Origin of the sequence: Kitasatospora sp. NPDC085895 (genome assembly GCF_040702125.1) — a bacterium.
Taxonomy (GTDB): Bacteria; Actinomycetota; Actinomycetes; order Streptomycetales; family Streptomycetaceae; genus Kitasatospora; species Kitasatospora arboriphila.
This window is the reverse complement of record NZ_JBFBJY010000018.1, coordinates 93,831-113,114: the sequence shown is the minus strand read 5'-3', so window position 1 is coordinate 113,114 and position 19,284 is coordinate 93,831. Positions and strand designations below refer to the sequence as shown.

Annotated in this window: 19 protein-coding genes; 8 read left to right on the top strand and 11 right to left on the bottom strand. The window is 72.3% G+C overall.

Annotated elements, in window-relative coordinates:
* Window positions 1-161: 161 nt before the first annotated feature.
* Entirely contained in the window at window positions 162-1,307 is a 1,146-nt protein-coding gene (locus tag AB0442_RS14620) for an adenosine deaminase (RefSeq protein WP_363543327.1), read from the bottom strand.
* Window positions 1,308-1,421: 114 nt separating this feature from the next.
* On the opposite strand from AB0442_RS14620, the gene AB0442_RS14615 reads away from it, so the two are divergent.
* Together AB0442_RS14615 and AB0442_RS14610 are read left to right on the top strand one after the other, a co-directional pair.
* Window positions 1,422-1,733, top strand: coding sequence for a metalloregulator ArsR/SmtB family transcription factor (locus AB0442_RS14615; RefSeq protein ID WP_344623547.1), 312 nt, complete (start codon window positions 1,422-1,424; stop codon window positions 1,731-1,733).
* Window positions 1,730-2,131, top strand: a complete 402-nt coding sequence (locus AB0442_RS14610; protein ID WP_366162986.1) for an SRPBCC domain-containing protein — start codon at window positions 1,730-1,732, stop codon at window positions 2,129-2,131. The genes AB0442_RS14615 and AB0442_RS14610 overlap by 4 nt, the downstream gene beginning before the upstream one ends.
* Window positions 2,132-2,179: 48 nt before the next feature.
* Here the strand turns inward: AB0442_RS14610 and AB0442_RS14605 are convergent, their stop codons facing one another.
* Entirely contained in the window at window positions 2,180-3,136 is a 957-nt protein-coding gene (locus tag AB0442_RS14605; RefSeq protein WP_363543324.1) for a LysR family transcriptional regulator, read from the bottom strand.
* 63 nt (window positions 3,137-3,199) lie between these two features.
* Between AB0442_RS14605 and AB0442_RS14600 the strand changes: the two genes are divergently transcribed.
* A complete protein-coding gene (locus tag AB0442_RS14600; RefSeq protein WP_366162985.1) occupies window positions 3,200-4,510 on the top strand; it encodes an MFS transporter in 1,311 nt (436 codons plus the stop codon).
* 28 nt (window positions 4,511-4,538) lie between these two features.
* Window positions 4,539-5,093, top strand: a complete 555-nt coding sequence (locus AB0442_RS14595; RefSeq protein ID WP_366162983.1) for a Uma2 family endonuclease — start codon at window positions 4,539-4,541, stop codon at window positions 5,091-5,093.
* 39 nt (window positions 5,094-5,132) lie between these two features.
* Here the strand turns inward: AB0442_RS14595 and AB0442_RS14590 are convergent, their stop codons facing one another.
* The 8 genes from AB0442_RS14590 to AB0442_RS14555 form a co-directional block, all read right to left on the bottom strand.
* Entirely contained in the window at window positions 5,133-6,410 is a 1,278-nt protein-coding gene (locus AB0442_RS14590; RefSeq protein WP_030263185.1) for a thymidine phosphorylase, read from the bottom strand.
* A 109-nt stretch (window positions 6,411-6,519) separates the two neighbouring features.
* The gene (locus AB0442_RS14585) at window positions 6,520-6,915 is read right to left on the bottom strand and encodes a cytidine deaminase (RefSeq protein WP_363543319.1); all 396 of its coding nucleotides are present in this window, start codon (window positions 6,913-6,915) and stop codon (window positions 6,520-6,522) included.
* Window positions 6,912-8,177 (bottom strand): ABC transporter permease, encoded by a 1,266-nt coding sequence (locus AB0442_RS14580; protein WP_366162980.1) that lies wholly within the window; start codon window positions 8,175-8,177, stop codon window positions 6,912-6,914. The genes AB0442_RS14585 and AB0442_RS14580 overlap by 4 nt, the downstream gene beginning before the upstream one ends.
* Window positions 8,174-9,331: an ABC transporter permease gene (locus AB0442_RS14575; RefSeq protein ID WP_366162978.1), complete on the bottom strand. Its 1,158-nt coding sequence runs from the start codon at window positions 9,329-9,331 to the stop codon at window positions 8,174-8,176. The genes AB0442_RS14580 and AB0442_RS14575 overlap by 4 nt, the downstream gene beginning before the upstream one ends.
* A gap of 3 nt (window positions 9,332-9,334) precedes the next feature.
* On the bottom strand, window positions 9,335-10,936 hold the full coding sequence (locus AB0442_RS14570) for an ABC transporter ATP-binding protein (RefSeq protein WP_366163011.1): 1,602 nt from the start codon (window positions 10,934-10,936) through the stop codon (window positions 9,335-9,337).
* A gap of 248 nt (window positions 10,937-11,184) precedes the next feature.
* Entirely contained in the window at window positions 11,185-12,249 is a 1,065-nt protein-coding gene (locus AB0442_RS14565; RefSeq protein WP_363543313.1) for a BMP family ABC transporter substrate-binding protein, read from the bottom strand.
* A 266-nt stretch (window positions 12,250-12,515) separates the two neighbouring features.
* On the bottom strand, window positions 12,516-13,706 hold the full coding sequence (locus AB0442_RS14560) for an amidohydrolase (RefSeq protein ID WP_363543371.1): 1,191 nt from the start codon (window positions 13,704-13,706) through the stop codon (window positions 12,516-12,518).
* Between the two features lie 280 nt (window positions 13,707-13,986).
* Window positions 13,987-15,567 carry an acyl-CoA mutase large subunit family protein gene (locus tag AB0442_RS14555; RefSeq protein WP_366162976.1) on the bottom strand — a complete coding sequence of 527 codons (1,581 nt, stop codon included), beginning with the start codon at window positions 15,565-15,567 and terminating at the stop codon, window positions 13,987-13,989.
* A gap of 208 nt (window positions 15,568-15,775) precedes the next feature.
* Here AB0442_RS14555 and AB0442_RS14550 point away from each other — a divergent pair, with 208 nt between their 5' ends.
* Together AB0442_RS14550 and AB0442_RS14545 are read left to right on the top strand one after the other, a co-directional pair.
* Window positions 15,776-16,519 carry an SDR family oxidoreductase gene (locus AB0442_RS14550; RefSeq protein ID WP_344623537.1) on the top strand — a complete coding sequence of 248 codons (744 nt, stop codon included), beginning with the start codon at window positions 15,776-15,778 and terminating at the stop codon, window positions 16,517-16,519.
* A gap of 315 nt (window positions 16,520-16,834) precedes the next feature.
* Window positions 16,835-17,332, top strand: a complete 498-nt coding sequence (locus tag AB0442_RS14545; protein WP_363543369.1) for a 2-oxo-4-hydroxy-4-carboxy-5-ureidoimidazoline decarboxylase — start codon at window positions 16,835-16,837, stop codon at window positions 17,330-17,332.
* 68 nt (window positions 17,333-17,400) lie between these two features.
* On the opposite strand, the gene AB0442_RS14540 is transcribed toward AB0442_RS14545, so the two are convergent.
* Window positions 17,401-18,147, bottom strand: coding sequence for a hypothetical protein (locus tag AB0442_RS14540; protein ID WP_366162974.1), 747 nt, complete (start codon window positions 18,145-18,147; stop codon window positions 17,401-17,403).
* Window positions 18,148-18,398: 251 nt separating this feature from the next.
* Between AB0442_RS14540 and sdhC the strand changes: the two genes are divergently transcribed.
* Both sdhC and sdhD read left to right on the top strand, forming a co-directional pair.
* The gene (gene sdhC, locus AB0442_RS14535) at window positions 18,399-18,776 is read left to right on the top strand and encodes a succinate dehydrogenase, cytochrome b556 subunit (RefSeq protein WP_344623535.1); all 378 of its coding nucleotides are present in this window, start codon (window positions 18,399-18,401) and stop codon (window positions 18,774-18,776) included.
* Window positions 18,777-18,782: 6 nt separating this feature from the next.
* Window positions 18,783-19,277 (top strand): succinate dehydrogenase, hydrophobic membrane anchor protein, encoded by a 495-nt coding sequence (gene sdhD, locus AB0442_RS14530; RefSeq protein ID WP_359980287.1) that lies wholly within the window; start codon window positions 18,783-18,785, stop codon window positions 19,275-19,277.
* Window positions 19,278-19,284 lie beyond the last annotated feature (7 nt).

Here is a 19,284-nt window from a genome sequence, read left to right as displayed (position 1 = left end):
TCACACCGGGTCAACAGTGACTGGCACACCGTAGTGAGAACATCGAATGCGGATCAACGGAGCGTCACCCATAGGACTGATTAGTCAGACAACCGGTCGGGGCGGGGCCCCGGCGACGGCCCCGCCCCGACCGGAGATCCGGACGCGTCCGGCCTTCCGGCTCAGGCGCCGGCGAACAGCCACTCCGCCTTGAGCTCGGCGTAGCCCGGCTTGATCACGTCGTTGATCATGGCGAGGCGCTCGTCGAAGGGCAGGAAGGCCGACTTCATGGCGTTGACGGTGAACCACTCCATGTCGCCCAGGGTGTAGCCGAAGGCGTCGACGAGGTGCTCGAACTCGCGGCTCATGCTGGTGCCGCTCATCAGCCGGTTGTCGGTGTTGACGGTGACGCGGAACTTCAGCCGGCTGAGCAGGCCGATCGGGTGCTCGGCGTAGGAGTCGGCGGCACCGGTCTGCAGGTTGGAGGTGGGGCACATCTCCAGCGGGACGCGCTTGTCGCGGACGTACGCGGCGAGCCGGCCGAGCTGCACCGCGCCGTCCTCGCCGACGGTGATGTCGTCGACGATCCGGACGCCGTGGCCGAGCCGGTCGGCGCCGCAGCACTGCAGGGCCTCCCAGATCGACGGCAGGCCGAAGGCCTCGCCCGCGTGGATGGTGAAGTGGTTGTTCTCGCCCTTGAGGTAGTCGAAGGCGGCCTGGTGCCGGGTGGGCGGGTGGCCCGCCTCGGCGCCGGCGATGTCGAAGCCGACCACGCCCTGGTCGCGGTAGCGGTTGGCGAGCTCGGCGATCTCGGTGGAGCGGGCGGCGTGGCGCATCGCGGTCAGCAGGGTGCCGACCCGGATGCGGTGGCCGGCGGCGCGGGCGTTGGCCTCGCCGAGCCGGAAGCCCTCGTTGACGGCCTCGACGACCTGGTCGAGGGTGAGCCCGGCCTCCAGGTGCTGCTCGGGGGCGTACCGGACCTCGGCGTAGACGACGCCGTCGGCGGCGAGGTCCTCGGCGCAGTCGGCGGCGACCTTGATCAGCGCCTCACGGGTCTGCATGACGGCGCAGGTGTGGGCGAAGGTCTCCAGGTAGCGGACCAGCGAACCGGAGTCGGCGGCCTCGCGGAACCACTCGCCGAGCTTGACCGGGTCGGTGGTGGGGAGTCCCTCGTAGCCGCACGCGGCGGCGAGCTCGACGACCGTCTCGGGGCGCAGGCCGCCGTCCAGGTGGTCGTGCAGGAGCACCTTGGGAGCACGGGCGATCTGTTCGGCGGTGGGAATGCGGGGGCCAGTGGTGCCCGCGGTGGCAGGGATCTGCTTCTCCATTGCGGGAGTGTAGCTCCTACGCGCGTAGATTCCTACTCGGATCGCCGGGCGTGTCGCCATGTCGGAATTTTCCGACGCTTGACACGTCGGAAAAACCCGACGTATCTTCGGGGCATGGCAACCGACGTCTTCGGCGCGCTCGCCAACCCCGTGCGGCGCGCCCTGCTCGCGGCCCTGCTGGACGGCCCGCGCCCGGTCAACGACCTGGCGGGCCTCTTCGACCTCAGCCGGCCGGCGGTCTCCGAACACCTCCAGCTGCTGCGGCAGGCCGGGCTCGTCCGCGAGGAGCCCCGCGGCCGGCAGCGCTGGTACCACCTCGACGCGGCCCCCCTCGCCGAGGTCGGGGACTGGCTGCATCCGTTCGAACACTACTGGCGCGACCGGCTGCGCGCCCTCAGCGACCTGCTCGACGAGGAGAGACCGTGACCGACTCCGACACGATCCACTGCGACCGCTTCCTGCCGCACCCGCCCGCCGCCGTCTGGCGCGCCCTCACCGACCCCGGACTGCACGCCCGTTGGTGGGCGGCCGGCGACGTGCGGCCGGTCGTCGGGCACCGCTTCAGCCTGGACATGGGTCCCTGGGGCAGCCAGCCGTGCGAGGTGACGGCCGTCGAGGAGGAGCGGCTGCTGCGCTACACCTTCGCCGAGGGCAGCCTCGACACCACCGTCACCTGGCGGCTCGTCCCCGAGGGCCGCGGCACCCGGCTCTTCCTCGAACACGCCGGCTTCGACCTCGACTCCCCGATGGGCCGCACCGCCCTCGACGGCATGGGCAAGGGCTGGCCGGGCGTCCTCGCCCGCCTCGACACGGTCCTCGCCTGACGTACGGGATCAACCCCTTCAGGGGCGCCCTCCTCGAAGGGGCACTCCTCAGTGCCGCCCCAGCAGCGCGCCCCTGCGCGACAGCACGAAGTCACGGAAGGCCGCCGCCGGCGGAGTGAGCGGCCGCCCCGACACCCAGGCCAGCCCGATCGCCCGGCGGGTCCGCGGTGCCGTCACCTCCAGTTCCACCACGCCCGGCCGGGGCACCAGCGCCGGCGGCAGCAGTGCCACGCCCAGCCCGGCCGCGACCAGCCCGCGCAGCGTCTCCGCCTCCTCGCCCTCGAAGGCGATCCGCGGCGCGAAGCCGGCCTCCGCACAGAAGCCGTCGGTGATCACGCGCAGCCCGTACCCCTCCTCCACCGCGACGAACGGTTCCTCGGCGACCTCGGCGAGCCGGATCCGGCGCCGGCCGGCGAGCCGGTGGTCGGCCGGGACGGCCAGCGGCAGCCGCTGCTCGTCCAGGTGCCGGGCGGTGAGGTCGGGGGCGTCCGGCAGCGGCGAGACCAGGCACAGGTCGAGTTCGCCGGCCCGCAGCCGTTCCAGCATCGCCGCCACGTAGTCCTGGACCAGTTGGAAGCGGACCCGCGGGTGGGAGGCGCGGAAGTCCCGCAGCAGCGCGGGCACCGCCTCCGTCCCCATGGTGTGGAGGAAGCCGAACGCCACCCGGCCCGCCGCGGGGTCGGCCTCGGCCCGGGCCGCCTCGGCGCCGCGTTCCAGTTCTGCGAGCGCCCGCTCGACGGAGGTGAGCAGCAGCCGACCCGCCCGGGTCAGCCGTACCGTCCGGCCCTGACGGGCCAGCAGGTCCACGCCGAGTTCGGCCTCCAGCCGGGCCACCGACCGGGAGAGCGTCGGCTGCGGCATCCCGAGCGACTGCGCGGCCTGGGTGACGTGCTCCAGCCGTGCGACCGCGGCGAACTGCGCCAGCTGGGGTGTGAGGCGGACCACGGCCGACTCCGGATCGAGCTCGGCCAGGCGCAGCGGCGGTGAGCTGCTGTCATGCGTCATGGCATGGATTCTCCACGATTCATGTATTGGACGCATCAACCGTGCGGGGCCTACGTTCGAGCCATGTCGCCCGCCAGTACCGGGGCATCCGCAGCCACGCTGCCGGGTGCCCTCACGCCGTCGTCCCCTTCCGCCGCCGATGCCGCCCCCGCAGCGGCCGCCGACCGCCGCCTCCGGCCGGGGGACCGCGCCTTCCGGCGCGCCAACCTGGCCCTGTTCGCCGCGGGGGTGGCCACCTTCGTCCTGCTGTACTCCACGCAGGGCCTGCTGCCGATCCTCTCCGCCGACCTCGACCTGACCCCCGGTCAGGCCAGCTGGACGGCGTCCGCCGCCACCCTGGGACTGGCCCTCGCACTGCTGCCCGCCAGTGCGCTGTCCGACCGGTTCGGGCGCACCGCGGTGATGTCGGTCTCGATCGCCTCCGCCGCCGTGCTGGCGCTGGCGCTGCCGTTCGCCCCGGACCTCACCACCCTGGTGGTGCTGCGGGTCCTCCAGGGCGCGGCGCTCGCCGGGCTGCCCGCCACGGCGATGGCCTACCTCGCGGAGGAGGTCCACCCGACCGCGCTGGCCTCGGCGATGGGGCTGTACGTGGCCGGCAACTCGATCGGCGGGATGAGCGGACGGCTGGTCTCCGGCTGGGCCGCGGCCGCCTGGGGCTGGCGCTGGGGCCTCGCCGTCTCGGCCCTGCTGGCGCTGCTGTCGGTGCTCGCCTTCCGCGCGCTGATCCCGGCGGCCCGCCACTTCACCCCGGCCCGGGTGGACGCCCGCGCCCTCGCCCGCACCGTCGGCGGGCACCTGCGCAACCCGCTGCTGCTGCGGCTGTACGCCCTGGGGCTGCTCTTCATGGCGGTGTTCGGCGCCGTCTACAACACCGTCGGGTACCGGCTGGTCGCCGCGCCGTTCGACCTGCCGCAGTCGGTGGCCGCCTCGATCTTCGTGGTCTACCTGGTCGGCACGGTCTCCTCGGCCTCCGCCGGGAAGCTGGTCGGCCGACTGGGCCGCCGCGGCACCCTCTACACGGCGATCGGCCTCACCACCGCGGGCCTACTGCTCTCGCTCTCCGGCTCGCTGGTGGCCGCCCTGGCCGGGCTCGTGCTGATCACGGCCGGGTTCTTCGCCGGCCACGCCACCGCCTCCTCGGCGGTCGGCCGCACCGCCACCGAGGGCCGCGCCCAGGCCTCGGCGCTCTACCTGATCGCCTACTACCTCGGGAACAGCCTCGGCGGCACGATCGGCGCCGACGCCTACCACGCCACCGGCTGGTCCGGCGCCGCGGCGGTGGGCCTGTGCGCGATGACCCTGGCGGCCGGCATCACCCTCTACGCCACCCGCCGCGCGGTCGTCGAACGCCGCACCCTCGCCACGGCCCGCTGACGAAGAGGAGCGAAGCTAAACTCCGGGCATGAGCATTGATCCGGCTGTGTACGCCCGGCTGCGCGAGATCGCGGATCAGCTGCCGAAGGTCCCGGGGATAGGGAAGGTCGAGATCGCGAACGGCGAGATCGTCATGATGATGTCACCGGTCCGACGGCACGAACTCGCCGTGCTGAGGATCGCCCGCCAGCTCAACGCCCAGCTCCCCTCGACACATCCGGGTCATGTCGCCCACCCCGGTGCCGACCTGGAGGATGCCGGGCTCGGTCGGCTGCGCTGCCCGGATCTCATGGTGTTCGCCGAGGAAGCACTGGAACGGGAACAGCCGTCGCTCCTCCCCCACGAGGTGCTGCTCGTGGTCGAGGTCGTCTCCAAGTCGAATCCGGAGAACGACTACGAGGCCAAGGTCCGCGACTACGCGGCCATGGGCATCCCGCTCTACCTGTTGGTCGACCCCCGCAAGGGCACCGGCATCGTGCACGACGAGCCCGGGTACGCCTCGCGGACGCACTTCGTGTTCGGCGACACGGTGAGCGTCGGCCCCTGGCGGGTCGACACCTCGGGGCTGCTGACGTACGCCTGACGGGCAGGCGGGCGCCGGCAGCCCCGGAGGTGAGGTGCGTCAGGCGATGCGGTCGAGGACGATCGGGTTCGGGGTGAAGGCGGTGCCCTCGGGGGCGACCGTGACGCCGTCCTTGAGGGCCTCGATCGCGTAGTCGAAGCGCTCGGGGGTGTCGGTGTGCAGGGTCAGCAGCGGCTGGCCGGCCACCACGGTGTCACCGGGCTTGGCGTGCATCTCGACGCCGGCGCCGGCCTGCACCGGGTCCTCCTTGCGGGCGCGGCCGGCGCCCAGGCGCCAGGCGCAGACGCCGACGGCATAGGCGTCGAGGGCGGTGAGCACGCCGGAGGCCGGGGCCGTGATCACGTGCTGCTCGCGGGCGACCGGCAGCGGGGCGTCGACGTCGCCGCCCTGGGCGGCGATCATGCGGCGCCAGTGGTCCATCGCGGAGCCGTCCCGCAGTGCGTCGGCCGGGTCCTTGCCGTGCACGCCGGCCGCGTCGAGCATCTCGCGGGCGAGCGCCAGGGTGAGCTCGACGACGTCGGCGGGGCCGCCGCCGGCCAGCACCTCGACGGACTCGCGGACCTCCAGCGCGTTGCCTGCGGTGAGGCCGAGCGGGGTGGACATGTCGGTGAGCAGGGCGACGGTGTTGACCCCGGCCGCCTTGCCGAGGCCGACCATGGTGCGGGCGAGCTCCTGGGCGTCGGCGAGGTTCTTCATGAAGGCGCCGGAGCCGACCTTGACGTCGAGGACGAGCGCCCCGGTGCCCTCGGCGATCTTCTTCGACATGATCGAGGAGGCGATCAGCGGGATCGCCTCGACGGTGCCGGTGACGTCGCGCAGCGCGTAGAGCTTCTTGTCGGCGGGGGCGAGGCCGTCGCCGGCGGCGCAGATGACGGCGCCGGTGTCGTTGAGGACCTGGAGCATCTCCTCGTTGGAGAGCAGGGCGCGCCAGCCGGGGATCGACTCCAGCTTGTCGAGGGTGCCGCCGGTGTGGCCGAGGCCGCGGCCGGAGAGCTGCGGGACGGCGGCGCCGCAGGCGGCGACCAGCGGGGCGAGCGGCAGGGTGATCTTGTCGCCGACGCCGCCGGTGGAGTGCTTGTCGGAGGTGGGCACGCCGAGCGAGGAGAAGTCCATCCGGACGCCGGAGCGGATCATCGCGTCCGTCCAGCGGCTGATCTCGCGGAGGTTCATGCCGTTCAGCAGGATGGCCATGGCCAGGGCCGACATCTGCTCGTCGGCGACCTCGCCGCGGGTGTAGGCGTCGATGACCCAGTCGATCTGGCCGTCGGTCAGCTCTCCGCGGTCGCGCTTGGTCCTGATGACGGAGGGGGCGTCCATGGGGTCTCCAAGAGGTGCAGGGTGCTCAGGTGCAGGAATGCGAAGAGTGCCGCGGCGGGCCCGAACGGGGCCCCTCCGCGACACTCTACGCGCGTAACAACGGGAGGTGCTAGAGCCGCTCCGGCCCGAAGGCGTCCGGCAGGACCTCGTCCATGGTCTTCACCCCGGACGGCAGGTCCACCAGCAGCTCGGGGCCGCCGTGCTCGTACAGCAGCTGCCGACAGCGGCCGCACGGCATCAAGAGGCTGCCGGCCCCGTCCACGCAGGTGAAGGCCGTCAACCGGCCGCCGCCACTGGCGTGCAGCGCGGAGACCAGGCCGCACTCGGCGCACAGGCCGAGTCCGTACGAGGCGTTCTCCACGTTGCAGCCGGTGACGATCCGACCGTCGTCGACCAGGGCCGCCGCCCCGACCGGGAACTTGCTGTAGGGGGCGTACGCGTGCGCCATGGCGCCGCGTGCGGCCTCCCGCAGCGTCTCCCAGTCGGGCGCGGGTGCGGTCGTCACTTGGCTTCGCCCTTGCGGTAGATCTGGCCGTCGGCCTTCGGCGGACGCAGGCGCTGCGAGGCCAGCGCGAGCACGACCAGCGTGATCACGTACGGGGTGGCCACGATCAGCGGGCGCTCCACCGAGTCGGTCAGCGCGAACCAGAGGCCGAGGCCGCCGGCGACCACCAGGCTGATCACCGCGGTGGTGTACTTGCGGCGGTAGCCGTGCCACATCGCGAGCAGGCCCATGGCCAGCGCGATCACCAGCAGCAGCACGTGGACGTTGTCCGCGTCGCGCAGCTGGAGGCTGTCGGTGAAGCCGAACAGGCCCGAGCCGACGGCGAGGCCGCCCGGCATCCAGTTGCCGAAGATCATCGCGGCGAGGCCGATGAAGCCGCGGCCCTGGGTCTGGCCGTCCTTGTAGAAGTGCGCCGCGACCAGCGACAGGTACGCACCGGCGAGGCCCGCGAACGCGCCCGAGGCGACGACCGCGTAGTACTTGTACTTGTAGACGTTGACGCCCAGCGACTCGGCGGCGGTCGGGTTCTCGCCGCAGGAGCGCAGGCGCAGGCCGAAGACGGTCCGCCAGAGCAGGAAGTAGCTGGCGACGATCAGCACGGCGGCGATCACGATGACCACCGACAGGTTGGTGACCACACCGCCGACGATGCCCGCCACGTCGGAGACCAGGAACCAGTGGTGGTTCTCGATGTCCTTCAGCCAGTCCGACAGCCCGGGGATCGTGATGCTGGGCAGCGAGTCGGCCGGCGGCGACTGGTTGGCGCCCGCGCCGTTGGCCACGTAGTCCCGGTAGTAGATCCGGTTCACGTAGGCGCAGATGCCCGGGATCAGCAGGTTGATGCCGACGCCGGAGACGATGTGGTCGACGCCGAAGGTGACGGTGACCAGCGCGTGCAGCAGGCCGCCCAGGGCGCCGCCGGCCATGCCGGCGAGCAGGCCGACCCAGGGGTTGACCAGGAAGCCCACCCAGGCGCCGCAGAAGGTGCCGGCGACCATCATGCCTTCGAGGCCGATGTTGACCACGCCGGCCCGCTCCGACCACAGACCGCCGAGACCGGCCATCGCGATCGGGACGGCTGCGCCGAGGGCGGCGTTGATCTGGCCGGAGGCGGTCAGGCCGTGGTTGTCGGTGGCCGCGCCGACGGCGGAGACCAGGACGAGCGCGCCCGCGATCAGCAGCAGCACGATCGGCCAGGTGAGCTTCGACTTCTTCGTCGGGGCTCCCGGCGTCTTCGGCCGGGCGGTGGTGGCGGTGCTCACGCGGCAACCTCCTTGTTGGCGGCGGCCGCGGCGGCCTGGGCGGCGAGCTCGGCGCCGACCTTCTGCTGCTGGCGCTTGAGGCCGTAACGGCGCACCAGCTCGTAGGCGACGACGACGCAGATGACGATGGTGCCCTGCATGACGAGGACGATCTCCTGCGGGTAGTCGCCCTGCAGCGGCAGCTGCGTGCCGGAGACGTCGAGGAAGGCGAACAGCAGGGCCGAGAAGGCGATGCCGATCGGGCTGTTGCGGCCGAGCAGGGCCACCGAGATGCCGATGAAGCCGAGGTTCAGCTGGATGCTCTGACCGAAGTAGAACGAGCTCTGCAGCAGCTCGGGGATGCCGATGAGGCCGGCGATGGCACCGGACACCGCCATGCTGGTCAGCACCATGCGCTTGACGTTGACACCGGACGCCTTGGCGGCGGTCTCCGAGCGGCCGGTGGCGCGCAGGTCGAAGCCGAACCGGGTGCGGGTCAGGGTGAACTGGAACAGCACGCCGATCAGGATCGCCACGAAGATGAAGCCCCAGAGCGTGCCGCCGGCGGTCTCGATCGAGAAGAAGTGGCTCGACTCGGAGACCGGGGCGGTCTGGATCGCGTTGGCGTTGGCGCTCTTCGCCGGCGCGAAGCGGCCGGGGATGAGCAGCAGGCCGACGACGGCGGTGGCGATCGCGTTCAGCATGATGGTCGAGATGACCTCGCTGACGCCGCGGTAGACCTTGAGCACACCGGCGACGCTGGCCCACAGACCGCCGACCAGCATGGCGGTGACCAGCAGCAGCGGGATCTGGATGAACGACGGCAGGTCGACGACGCTGCCGACGTAGGCGGCGAACAGCACGCCGAGGCGGTACTGGCCCTCGACGCCGATGTTGAACAGGTTCATCCGGAAGCCGAACGCCGCGGCGCAGCCGGCGATGTAGTAGACGGTCGCCCGGTTGAGGGTCAGCACCTGGCCGTCGGAGGCGGTGCCGTACCGGATCATCACGTCGAAGGCGTCGAACGGGTCCTTGCCGGAGACCGCCAGCAGGACGGAGCAGATCGCCACCGAGAGCAGGACGGCCAGTACCGGGGCGGCAAGGGCGAGCAGGATCTTCTCGGCGTCGAACCGCGAGGCGAACGAGCGCTTGGCGGGCGGGTTGGGACTGGTCATGGATTACTCCCCCGCCTGCGTGTCGTCGGCGGAACGGTCGGACGCGGCCTCGGTGCCCTCGGCGGCGACCGCCTTCTCATCGGTGACGGCGTCGGGCTCGGACTCGATGTGGCCGCGGGCGGCGCCGGTCATCGCGGTGCCGAGGTCCTCGGCGGTGACGGTGGCCGGGTCGGCGTCGGCGACCAGGCGGCCGCGGTAGATCACCCGGATCGTGTCGGAGAGGCCGATCAGCTCGTCCAGGTCTGCGGAGATCAGCAGCACCGCGAGGCCCTCGCGCTGGGCCTTGCGGATCTGGTCCCAGATCTGGGCCTGCGCGCCGACGTCGACGCCGCGGGTCGGGTGGGCCGCGACCAGCAGCTTCGGGTTGTGGCTCATCTCGCGGCCGATGATCAGCTTCTGCTGGTTGCCGCCGGAGAGGGAGGCCGCGGTGACCTCGATGCCGGGGGTGCGGACGTCGTACTCCTCGACGATCCGCTGGGTGTCCTTGCGGGCTCCGGCCGGGTCGAGCAGGACGCCCTTGGAGTTGGGCGTCTCGGTGACGTGGCCGAGGATCCGGTTCTCCCAGAGCGGGGCCTCCAGCAGCAGGCCGTGCCGGTGGCGGTCCTCGGGGATGTAGCCGATGCCGGCCTCGCGGCGGGCGCGGGTGAGCGCGGTGGTGACGTCCTTGCCGTCCAGCGCCACGGTGCCGGCGTCGAGCGGGATCATGCCCATGATCGCCTCGACGAGCTCGGCCTGGCCGTTGCCCTCGACACCGGCGATGCCCAGCACCTCGCCGCGGCGGATGCGCAGCGAGACGTCGTCGAGGACGACGCGCTCGATGCCCTCGGCGTCGGTCTTGGCGATCCGCACGCCGTCCACGCGGAGCATCTCGTCCTCGGTGACGGTCGAGGCGCGGCTCTCCGGCGAGGGGAGCTCGGCGCCGACCATCAGCTCGGCGAGCTGGCGGGCGGTGACCGTCTTGGGGTCGGCGTCGCCCACGGTGGTGCCGCGGCGGATGACGCTGATCGCGTCGGCGACGGCGAGCACCTCGTGCAGCTTGTGGGAGATGAAGATGACGGTGACGCCCTCCGCCTTGAGCTCGCGGAGGTTGTCGAAGAGCGCGTCCACCTCCTGCGGCACGAGGACGGCGGTCGGCTCGTCGAGGATCAGGATGTTCGCGCCGCGGTAGAGGACCTTGAGGATCTCCACGCGCTGCCGGTCGGCGACGCCCAGGTCCTCGACCAGGGCGTCCGGGCGCACGCCCAGACCGTACTGGTCGGAGATCTCCTGGATCTTCGCCTTGGCCTTGCCGCCCATGCCGTGGAGCTTCTCGCCGCCGAGGACGATGTTCTCCCAGACGGTCAGGTTGTCCGCGAGCATGAAGTGCTGGTGCACCATGCCGATGCCGAGGTCGATCGCGTCGGCCGGGGTGGTGAGCTGGACCTGCTTGCCGTTGATGGCGATGGTGCCCTCGTCCGGCCGCTGCATGCCGTAGAGGATCTTCATCAGGGTGGACTTGCCGGCGCCGTTCTCGCCCATGAGGGCGTGCACGGTGCCGCGTCGCACGGTGATGTCGATGTCGTGGTTGGCCACGACGCCGGGGAAGCGCTTGGTGATGCCGCGCAGTTCGACGGCCGGTGTCGCCGTCCCCGCGCTGGGGGTGCCGCCCTGGTCGAGGGCGGGATCGGAAGCGGTGATGGCGATCTCCTGAAGTCGTCGTGCGCACCGTTGCGCCGGAGTGCCTGGTGTTCTGTCTGTGGGTGGAACGGGCGGGGCCCGGCGGGACGCGTCCTGCGCGCCCCGCCGGGCCCTCCGGTGATGTTCGTCGGCCCCGGTGGCACCGCCGGCAGGTGGCGGTGGTCAGGAGCGTCGGATCAGTTCTCCGGGGTGGTGGGGATCTTGGTGGCGCCGGAGGTGATCGCCTGGGTGGCGGCGTCGATCTTCGGCTGGATGTCCTTCAGGAAGCCGCCGGTCTGCGCCAGCGAGACACCCTCGGCCTTCAGGTCGAAGTTCTTGACGCCGGTCAGCGGGTTGCCGTCCTTGTACGCCTTGATGTAGTCGAAGACGGCCACGTTCACGTTCTTGACCATGGAGGTCAGGATGTTGGCCTTGTACTTCGACAGCGCCGGCTGGTTGGCCTGGTCGGAGTCGACGCCGATGGCCCACTTGCCCTTGCTGGCGACGGCCTCGATCGAGCCGTTGCCGGAGGAGCCGGCGGCGGAGTAGATGACGTCCGCGCCCTTGTCCAGCTGGCCCTGAGCCGCTTCCTTGCCCTTGCCCGGGTCGTTGAAGCCGCTGAAGTCCGGCGGGGTGGTGAGGTAGGTGGTCTCGACCACGATGTTCGGGTCGACGGACTTGGCGCCCGCCTTGTAACCGGCCTCGAACTTCTTGATCAGCTCGGACTGCACGCCGCCGATGAAGCCGATGTGCTTGGCCTTGCTCTTGGAGGCGGCGGCGACGCCGGCGAGGTACGAGCCCTCCTGCTCCGAGAAGGTCAGCGAGGTGACGTTGCTCGGCTGGGTGTCGGAGGCCGAGTCGATGATCGCGAACTTGACGTTCGGGTTCTCCTTGGCGATCTTCTCGACGGCCGCCTGGTACACGAAGCCGACGGCGATGACCGGGTTGTAGCCGGCGCTGACCAGCGACTTGAGGCGGGCCTCCTTGTCCGCCTCGGCCTCACCGGTCTTGGCCTCGGCCTCGGTGACCTGGACACCCAGCTGGTCCTTGGCCTGGTCGAGACCGCGGGCGGCGGAGTCGTTGAACGACTGGTCGCCGCGGCCGCCGATGTCGTAGGCCATGCCGACCTTGACGCTGGAGGCGCCGGAGGAGGCGCCGGACGAGGTGTTGTTGTCGGTGCTCTTTGCGCCGCAAGCGGCGAGCGAGGCGATGCCCAGGGAACCCGAGAGCACTACCGCGGCGAGCTTCAGTGAACGGCGCAAGGGAGTATCTCCTTCTCACACACCCGTTTGGCGTGGTCGAGCGCCACCGTAACGCGCGTAGAACACGGTTGTATTACGGGCTGCGGAGGCATTCGGGTTGTTATCAAAATGTGGTCATCTGCCGGGACGAATACGGACAGACCGCCACCTTTGCTCAACGCGATGTCACTGCCGAGTGATTTTCGACCACCACAGTACGCCGATGCGTCCACGACAGGAGCGAGCCGCGCCGGACACCCGTCCGACGCGGCCCCGGTCGTACGCGCTCAGACCGTCCCGTGCTCCAGGGCGATCGCGCAGAACAGCTCCACACCGATGCCGATCGCCCGCTCGTCCACGTCGAACCGGCCCTGGTGCAGGTCGCGGACGCCCTTCTCGTGCGGGGACCGCACCCCGAGGCGGGCCAGCGCGCCCGGCGCGTGCTCCAGGTACCAGGAGAAGTCCTCGCCGCCGAGGCTCTGCTCGGTGTCCTCCACCACCGGGGCGCCGCCGTCGCCGAAGCAGTCGGTCATCGCCCGCTCCAGCAGGGCGATCGAGGTGTGCTCGTTGACCACCGGCGGCACCCCGCGGTGGTAGTCGAGCGTCCACTTCGCCCGGTGGGTCTCGGCGATCCGGGCGATCAGCTCGTCGAGGATCTCCGGGGCCTCCCGCCAGCCCGCCAGCTCAAGGCAGCGGACGGTGCCCTCCAGCTCCGCGTGCTGCGGGATCGCGTTGGGCGCGGAACCGGCGGCGATCCGGCCGAACACCAGGCTGACGCCCCAGCGCGGGTCCATCCGGCGGCCCAGCGCGGCCGGCAGGTCCGCCGCCATCCGCGCCACCGCGGTGACCAGGTCGGTGGTCAGGTGCGGCCGGGCGGTGTGGCCGCCGGGGCCGTCCAGCGACAGCAGCAGCCGGTCGCAGGCCGAGGTGATCGCCCCGACCTTCAGCCCGATCCGGCCGACCTCCACCTTGGGGTCGCAGTGCACCGCGAAGATCCGGCCGACGCCGTCCATCCCGCCGGCCTTGATCACGTCCAGCGCACCCCCGGGCATGACCTCCTCGGCGGGCTGGAAGACCAGCCGCACCGGCTGCCGCAGCCCGCCGGTGCGGGCCGCCTCCGCCAGCACCAGGGCGGTGCCCAGCACCACCGCGGTGTGCACGTCGTGCCCGCAGGCGTGCGCGCGGCCCGGCAGGGTCGAGCGGTACGGCACGTCGGTCTTGGCGTCGTCGATCGGCAGCGCGTCGATGTCCGCCCGGAACGCCAGCAGCGGGGTGCCCTCGGCGGTGCCGGGCGGGACGACGTCCACCGTCATCCCCGTGCCGCCCGGCAGCACCCGCGGCTCCAGGCCGGCCGCGACCAGCCGCTCGCGCAGGAGGCGGGTGGTGCGGAACTCCTGCCGACCCAGCTCCGGGTGCCGGTGGAGATCGCGGCGGAAGGCGATCAGCTCGGCCTCGTGCGCCCGTACCCGGGCGCGCAGGTCCCGTCCGGCGCGGACGGCGGTGGCGAGGGCGGCCCGATCGACGGGCTGAGGATCGTTCACCTCAACAAGAGTAGGCCGGGCGGGGGGATTTGGCCCGACTTCCCACGAAGTCGTGCCCCTTTCGGTGCATACCGGCCGTACAGATGGGTATGACATTCCGATTCAGCCGCCTTCCCGGGTGATCACCGACCTGTGCAACGACCCCGCCGCCGCGGGGACACGCGGGCCGGGCTCCCGGCCGCACCGGGCCCGTCGGGCGGCCGGCCCCGACGGCGCGTCAGAAGCGCTCGACCGGCGTGTGGGTGCCCCACACGGCGCGCAGCGCGTCGCACACCTCCCCCACCGTCGCCCGGGCGGCCAGCGCCTCCTTCATCGGGTACAGCACGTTGTCCGTGCCCTCCGCGGCCCGCCGCAGCCCGTCCAGGGCGCGGGAGACCGCCGGGCCGTCCCGTTCCGCGCGCAGCCGGGCCAGCCGCCGCGCCTGCTGCTGCTCGATCGCCGGATCCACCCGCAGCGGCTCGTACGGCTCCTCGGCGTCCAGCCGGAACCGGTTCACGCCGACCACCGTCCGGGTGCCGGCGTCCTGCTCCTGCTGGAGGCGGTAGGCCGTCCGCTCGATCTCCGCCTTCTGGTGGCCCTGCTCGATCGCGGCGACCGCGCCGCCCAGCTCCTCGATCCGGGCCATCAGCGCCAGCGCCGCCTCCTCCAGGTCGTCGGTCATCCGCTCGACGGCCCAGGAGCCGGCGAAGGGGTCGACCGTGGCGGTGACGTCGGTCTCGTACGCCAGCACCTGCTGGGTGCGCAGCGCCAGCCGGGCGGCCTTCTCGGTGGGCAGCGCGATCGCCTCGTCGAAGCTGTTGGTGTGCAGCGACTGGGTGCCGCCGAGCACCGCGGCCAGCGCCTGGACGGTGACCCGGACGAGGTTGACCTCGGGCTGCTGGGCGGTGAGCTGCACCCCGGCGGTCTGGGTGTGGAAGCGCAGCATCTGCGACCGCGGGTCCCGCGCGCCGAACTCCTCGCGCATGACGCGGGCCCAGATCCGGCGGGCCGCCCGGAACTTGGCGACCTCCTCCAGCAGCGTGCTGCGGGCGACGAAGAAGAAGGAGAGCCGCGGGGCGAAGTCGTCCACCGCCATGCCCGCGGCGACCGCCGTGCGCACGTACTCGACGCCGTCGGCGAGGGTGAAGGCGATCTCCTGCGCGGGATCGGCGCCGGCCTCGGCCATGTGGTAGCCGGAGATCGAGATGGTGTTCCACCGGGGGACCTCGGCCCGGCAGTACCGGAAGAGGTCGGCGACCAGCCGCAGCGAGGGCCGCGGCGGGAAGATGTACGTGCCCCGGGCGATGTACTCCTTGAGCACGTCGTTCTGGACGGTGCCGGTCAGCGCGGCCGGCGGCACCCCCTGGGCCTCGCCGACCAGCTGGTAGAGCAGCAGCAGCACGGCGGCCGGGGCGTTGATGGTCATCGAGGTGGAGACCCCGCCCAGCGGGATGCCGTCGAACAGCACGGCCATGTCCTCGACGCTGTCGACCGCCACCCCCACCTTGCCGACCTCGCCGGCCGCGAGCGGCGCGTCCGAGTCGTAGCCCATCTGGGTGGGCAGGTCGAAGGCGACGGACAGACCCGTGGTGCCGTCGGCGATCAGCCGCCGGTAGCGGGCGTTGGACTCGGCCGCGGTGCCGAAGCCGGCGTACTGGCGCATCGTCCACGGCCGGCCGGTGTACATCGTCGGGTACACGCCGCGGGTGAACGGGTACTCGCCCGGCCGGGCGTCCGGGGTGCGGCCGGCGAGGCTCTCCGGGCCGTACACCGGCTCGATCGGCAGCCCGGACTCGGACCGGCGGGGCTCGGGCGGCATGGCGTCCTCCGGGGCACGGGGCCCGGACGCGGCGGCCCGGGCGGACGGACTTCGGCCTGCTCCGCAATCTAACCGGCGGCGGCCCGCCGCGGGCGGAGGCGCGGGCGCGGGTCCGGGCGCAGGCGCGGGCGGGGCACCGCCCGGCGGTGCTCCGGGGCGGGCTGGGATGATCGGTTCCGTAGACCGGAACTTCTCCCCGGGAGGGGCAATGACCGAGCAGAAGGTGGCCGTCGTCACCGGCGCCAGCAGCGGCATCGGTGCCGCGACGGCGCGGCGGCTGGCCGCGGACGGCTTCGACGTGGTGCTGACCGCCCGCCGCACCGACCGGATCGAGGCCCTGGCGAAGGAGATCGGCGGCCGCGCCCGCACCCTGGACGTCACCGACCGGGCGGCCGTGGACGCCTTCGCGGCCGAGGTCGGCCGGGTCGACGTCCTGGTCAACAACGCCGGCGGCGCGATCGGCGCGGAGAGCGTCGAGAGCGGCGACCCGGCCGACTGGCGGGCCATGTACGAGGTCAACGTGATCGGCGTGCTCAACGTGACCCAGGCGCTGCTGCCGGCGCTGCGGGCCACCGGCGACGGCACGGTGCTGGTGATGTCCTCCACCGCCGCGATGGCGGCGTACGAGGGCGGCGGCGGCTACGTGGCGGCCAAGCACGCGGCGCACACCATCGCGGCCACCCTGCGGCTGGAGCTGTGCGGCGAGCCGATCCGGGTGATCGAGATCGCGCCGGGGATGGTGAAGTCCGAGGGCTTCGCGGTGACCCGCTTCCGCGGCGACGAGGACAAGGCCGCCTCGGTGTACGCGGGCGTGGCCGAGCCGCTGACCTCGGAGGACGTCGCGGACACGGTCTCCTGGGCGGTCACCCGCCCGCCGCACGTCAACATCGACCTGCTGGTGGTCCGCCCCCGCGCGCAGGCGGCCAACCACAAGGTCCACCGGGAGCTCTGAGCCCGCCCTCCGGAGGGGAGGGAGCTGTCGAGCAACCGTCAACGTCACAACTTGATAGCTCGTTCGGGTGAATTCCGCCCGCTCCCTCCCCAACTGATGAGCCCTCAACTACCGTGAAGACACGGCGCGGGCGCGCTTCTCCGCGCCCCGCGGTCTTCCCTCTTCCCCGTCCCGGCTCCTTCCCGGTCACGCCGCGCGTCTTCGCAGCACCTACCTTTTCGTCTCTGGAGCAACCCCCCTTCCCGCCCTCACGAGGAGGACCCGCTGGCCAGCGACATCCCGCCGCAGCGCCTCGACGCTTCGACGGATCCGTCCCTGCTCGGGCTGCACCGCTTCAACGAGGCCGAGCCCGGCGCCGCCGAGGAGGCCCTGCTCGCCTGCTGCGGCAGCCACCGGTGGGCCCTGCGGCTGACCGCCCACCGGCCCTACCCCGACATAGAGTCCCTGCTCGCGGCGGCCAGCGAGGCCTCCTACGACCTGCGCCCCGCCGACCTCGCCGAGGCCCTGGCGGACGAGAGCTGGATGCCGCAGCCGCTGCTCGGCATGCGGGCCCCCGGCAGCCAGGCCGCGCACACCGCGCTCCGGGCGGCGCACGCCGCGTACGAGGCGCGGTTCGGCCACGTCTTCGTCGTCTGCCTGGAGGGCGTGGACCCGGAGGAGATGCTCGACACCGTGCTCACCTCCATCCGAACCCGGCTCGCCAACGACCTGGACGAGGAGCGCCTGGTCGCCGCCGACGAGCTGCGCCGGATAGCGCTGATGCGCCTCGCGCACCTGGTCACCCGGCACTCCGCGGAGGCCGGCGCCCGCTGATCCGGCCGCCCGGCACCGCCCGACGGCGCCGCCGCCCGATGCCCCGTCCCGGTCCGCCGGGGCGGGGCTCAGCGTTGTGCGGCCCGCAGGCGCGCCGCCTGCATCCGGACCAGCCGCTCGTCCGGGGCCGGCACCGGTTCGCGGGCGCCGCCGAGCGTGACGAACAGCGCGAGCGCCGCCCCGACCCGGGCGACCACGACCCGCCGGCTGACCGCGGAGCCGCCCGACTCGTCCGTCAGGGTGAATGCGGTCACCGCGTCCACGCCCTCCGGCACGGCCGCGTCGGACGGCTGCAACCGGTGCAGCACCGGTACCGGTTTCGCCGGGGCCCCCTTGCCGGCCGGGCCGCGGGCCGGCCCGGCCGCCGGTGTGGAGCGGAACGCCCGGCACCGGGGGAACAGCCGGTCCAGCGCGCTGCGGACGAGCTCCGCCCGGCCCGGTTCGAAGGCGAGCAGCCCGGCGTGGACGGTCTCCCGGGGGCGGCCGGCCCTGGCCGCGCTCAGATCCGCCTCCGCGATCGGGCCGGAGCGCGCGCCCGCCGGGGCGAGCAGGTCCAGCACCGGCTGGCACTCCGGCACGTCCGCCGCCTCGCGCGCCGCGGGCGGCGCCGCGCTCCCCTGCTCCGGTGCCGCCACGGTGACCGTCCACCCGCTGCCGAGGTCGGCCCCGGTGACCGCGGCGGCCCGCAGGGCGGCGGCGTCCAGGACGTGCCCGGCCGGCTTCGGCACCCGGTCCGCGGAGGCGGAGACGGTGGTGCAGCCGCCCGCCGCGAACAGCGCGGCGCAGCACAGCAGGGCGGTCGGACGGTGGGGCACGGCGGTCCTTCGGGTGGGCGCGGGCAGGGGGCAGCGGGGCGGGCGCACACCGCAGCGCGACCGTCCGGGCACAGCCTGTCATGGTTCCCGGGACCGTTAGGCCGTGAGTGCCTGATTGATCACACCTGAGCCCCCCGGAGGCGTTTCCCGACAACGCGTCGATAGGATGCTCGCGGCCGGTGGACCGTACCCGGCCGGGCTGACCGACACCGAAGCCGGCCGAGCCCCCAATCGCTTCCGGAGGGTTTTCCGTGCCGGCTGGAACGCTGTACCGCGGCCGGGAAGGCATGTGGAGCTGGGTGGCTCACCGAGTCACCGGCGTCCTCATCTTCTTCTTCCTTTTCGCGCACGTCCTCGACACCGCGCTGGTCCGTGTGTCCCCGCAGGACTACGACACCGTCATCGAGACGTACAAGAACCCCATCGTGAACCTGATGGAGTACGGCCTGACGGCCGCCATCCTGTTCCACGCGCTGAACGGCCTGCGGGTCGTGGCGGTCGACTTCTGGTCGAAGGGCGCCAAGTACCAGAAGCAGCTGCTCTGGTCCGTCGTCGGCGTCTGGGTCGTCCTGATGGCCGCGTCGTTCTACCACATCCTTCAGCACACTCTCCGCACGTGGTTCGGGTGATCCGCAATGGCTTCTGACACCCCCGTCGACCAGCTGGTCGTGCCCGCCGCCCAGGCCCACACGGGCCAGGGCCTCGGCACCGGGAACCCCGCCGACGCGTTCGTCGTCGAGCCGGCCCGCGCGCGCACCAAGAGGACACCGCGCCGCACCCGCACCAACTTCGAGATGCTGGCGTGGCTGTTCATGCGCCTCTCCGGCGTCGTGTTGGTCGTCCTGATCCTCGGCCACCTGCTGATCATGCTGGTGCTGGACGGCGGCGTATCGAAGATCAGCTTCGCGTTCGTCGCCGGCCGCTGGGCCTCGCCGTTCTGGCAGGGCTGGGACCTGCTGATGCTGTGGCTCGCCATGCTCCACGGCGCCAACGGCATGCGGACCGTCATCAACGACTACGCCGAGAAGGACTCCACTCGGCTCTGGCTGAAGACCCTCATGGGTGCCGCCGCGGTGTTCACCGTGCTGCTCGGCACCCTGGTGATCTTCACCTTCGACCCGAACATCTAATCGGCAG

Excerpts from the sequence above, each read along its gene's own strand:
- AB0442_RS14620 (WP_363543327.1), bottom strand. The coding sequence starts at position 1,307 with ATGGAGAAGCAGATCCCTGCCACCGCGGGCACCACTGGCCCCCGCATT.
- AB0442_RS14615 (WP_344623547.1), top strand. The coding sequence starts at position 1,422 with ATGGCAACCGACGTCTTCGGCGCGCTCGCCAACCCCGTGCGGCGCGCC.
- AB0442_RS14605 (WP_363543324.1), bottom strand. The coding sequence starts at position 3,136 with ATGACGCATGACAGCAGCTCACCGCCGCTGCGCCTGGCCGAGCTCGAT.
- AB0442_RS14600 (WP_366162985.1), top strand. The coding sequence starts at position 3,200 with ATGTCGCCCGCCAGTACCGGGGCATCCGCAGCCACGCTGCCGGGTGCC.
- AB0442_RS14595 (WP_366162983.1), top strand. The coding sequence starts at position 4,539 with ATGAGCATTGATCCGGCTGTGTACGCCCGGCTGCGCGAGATCGCGGAT.
- AB0442_RS14590 (WP_030263185.1), bottom strand. The coding sequence starts at position 6,410 with ATGGACGCCCCCTCCGTCATCAGGACCAAGCGCGACCGCGGAGAGCTG.
- AB0442_RS14575 (WP_366162978.1), bottom strand. The coding sequence starts at position 9,331 with ATGACCAGTCCCAACCCGCCCGCCAAGCGCTCGTTCGCCTCGCGGTTC.
- AB0442_RS14555 (WP_366162976.1), bottom strand. The coding sequence starts at position 15,567 with ATGCCGCCCGAGCCCCGCCGGTCCGAGTCCGGGCTGCCGATCGAGCCG.
- AB0442_RS14550 (WP_344623537.1), top strand. The coding sequence starts at position 15,776 with ATGACCGAGCAGAAGGTGGCCGTCGTCACCGGCGCCAGCAGCGGCATC.
- sdhD (WP_359980287.1), top strand. The coding sequence starts at position 18,783 with ATGGCTTCTGACACCCCCGTCGACCAGCTGGTCGTGCCCGCCGCCCAG.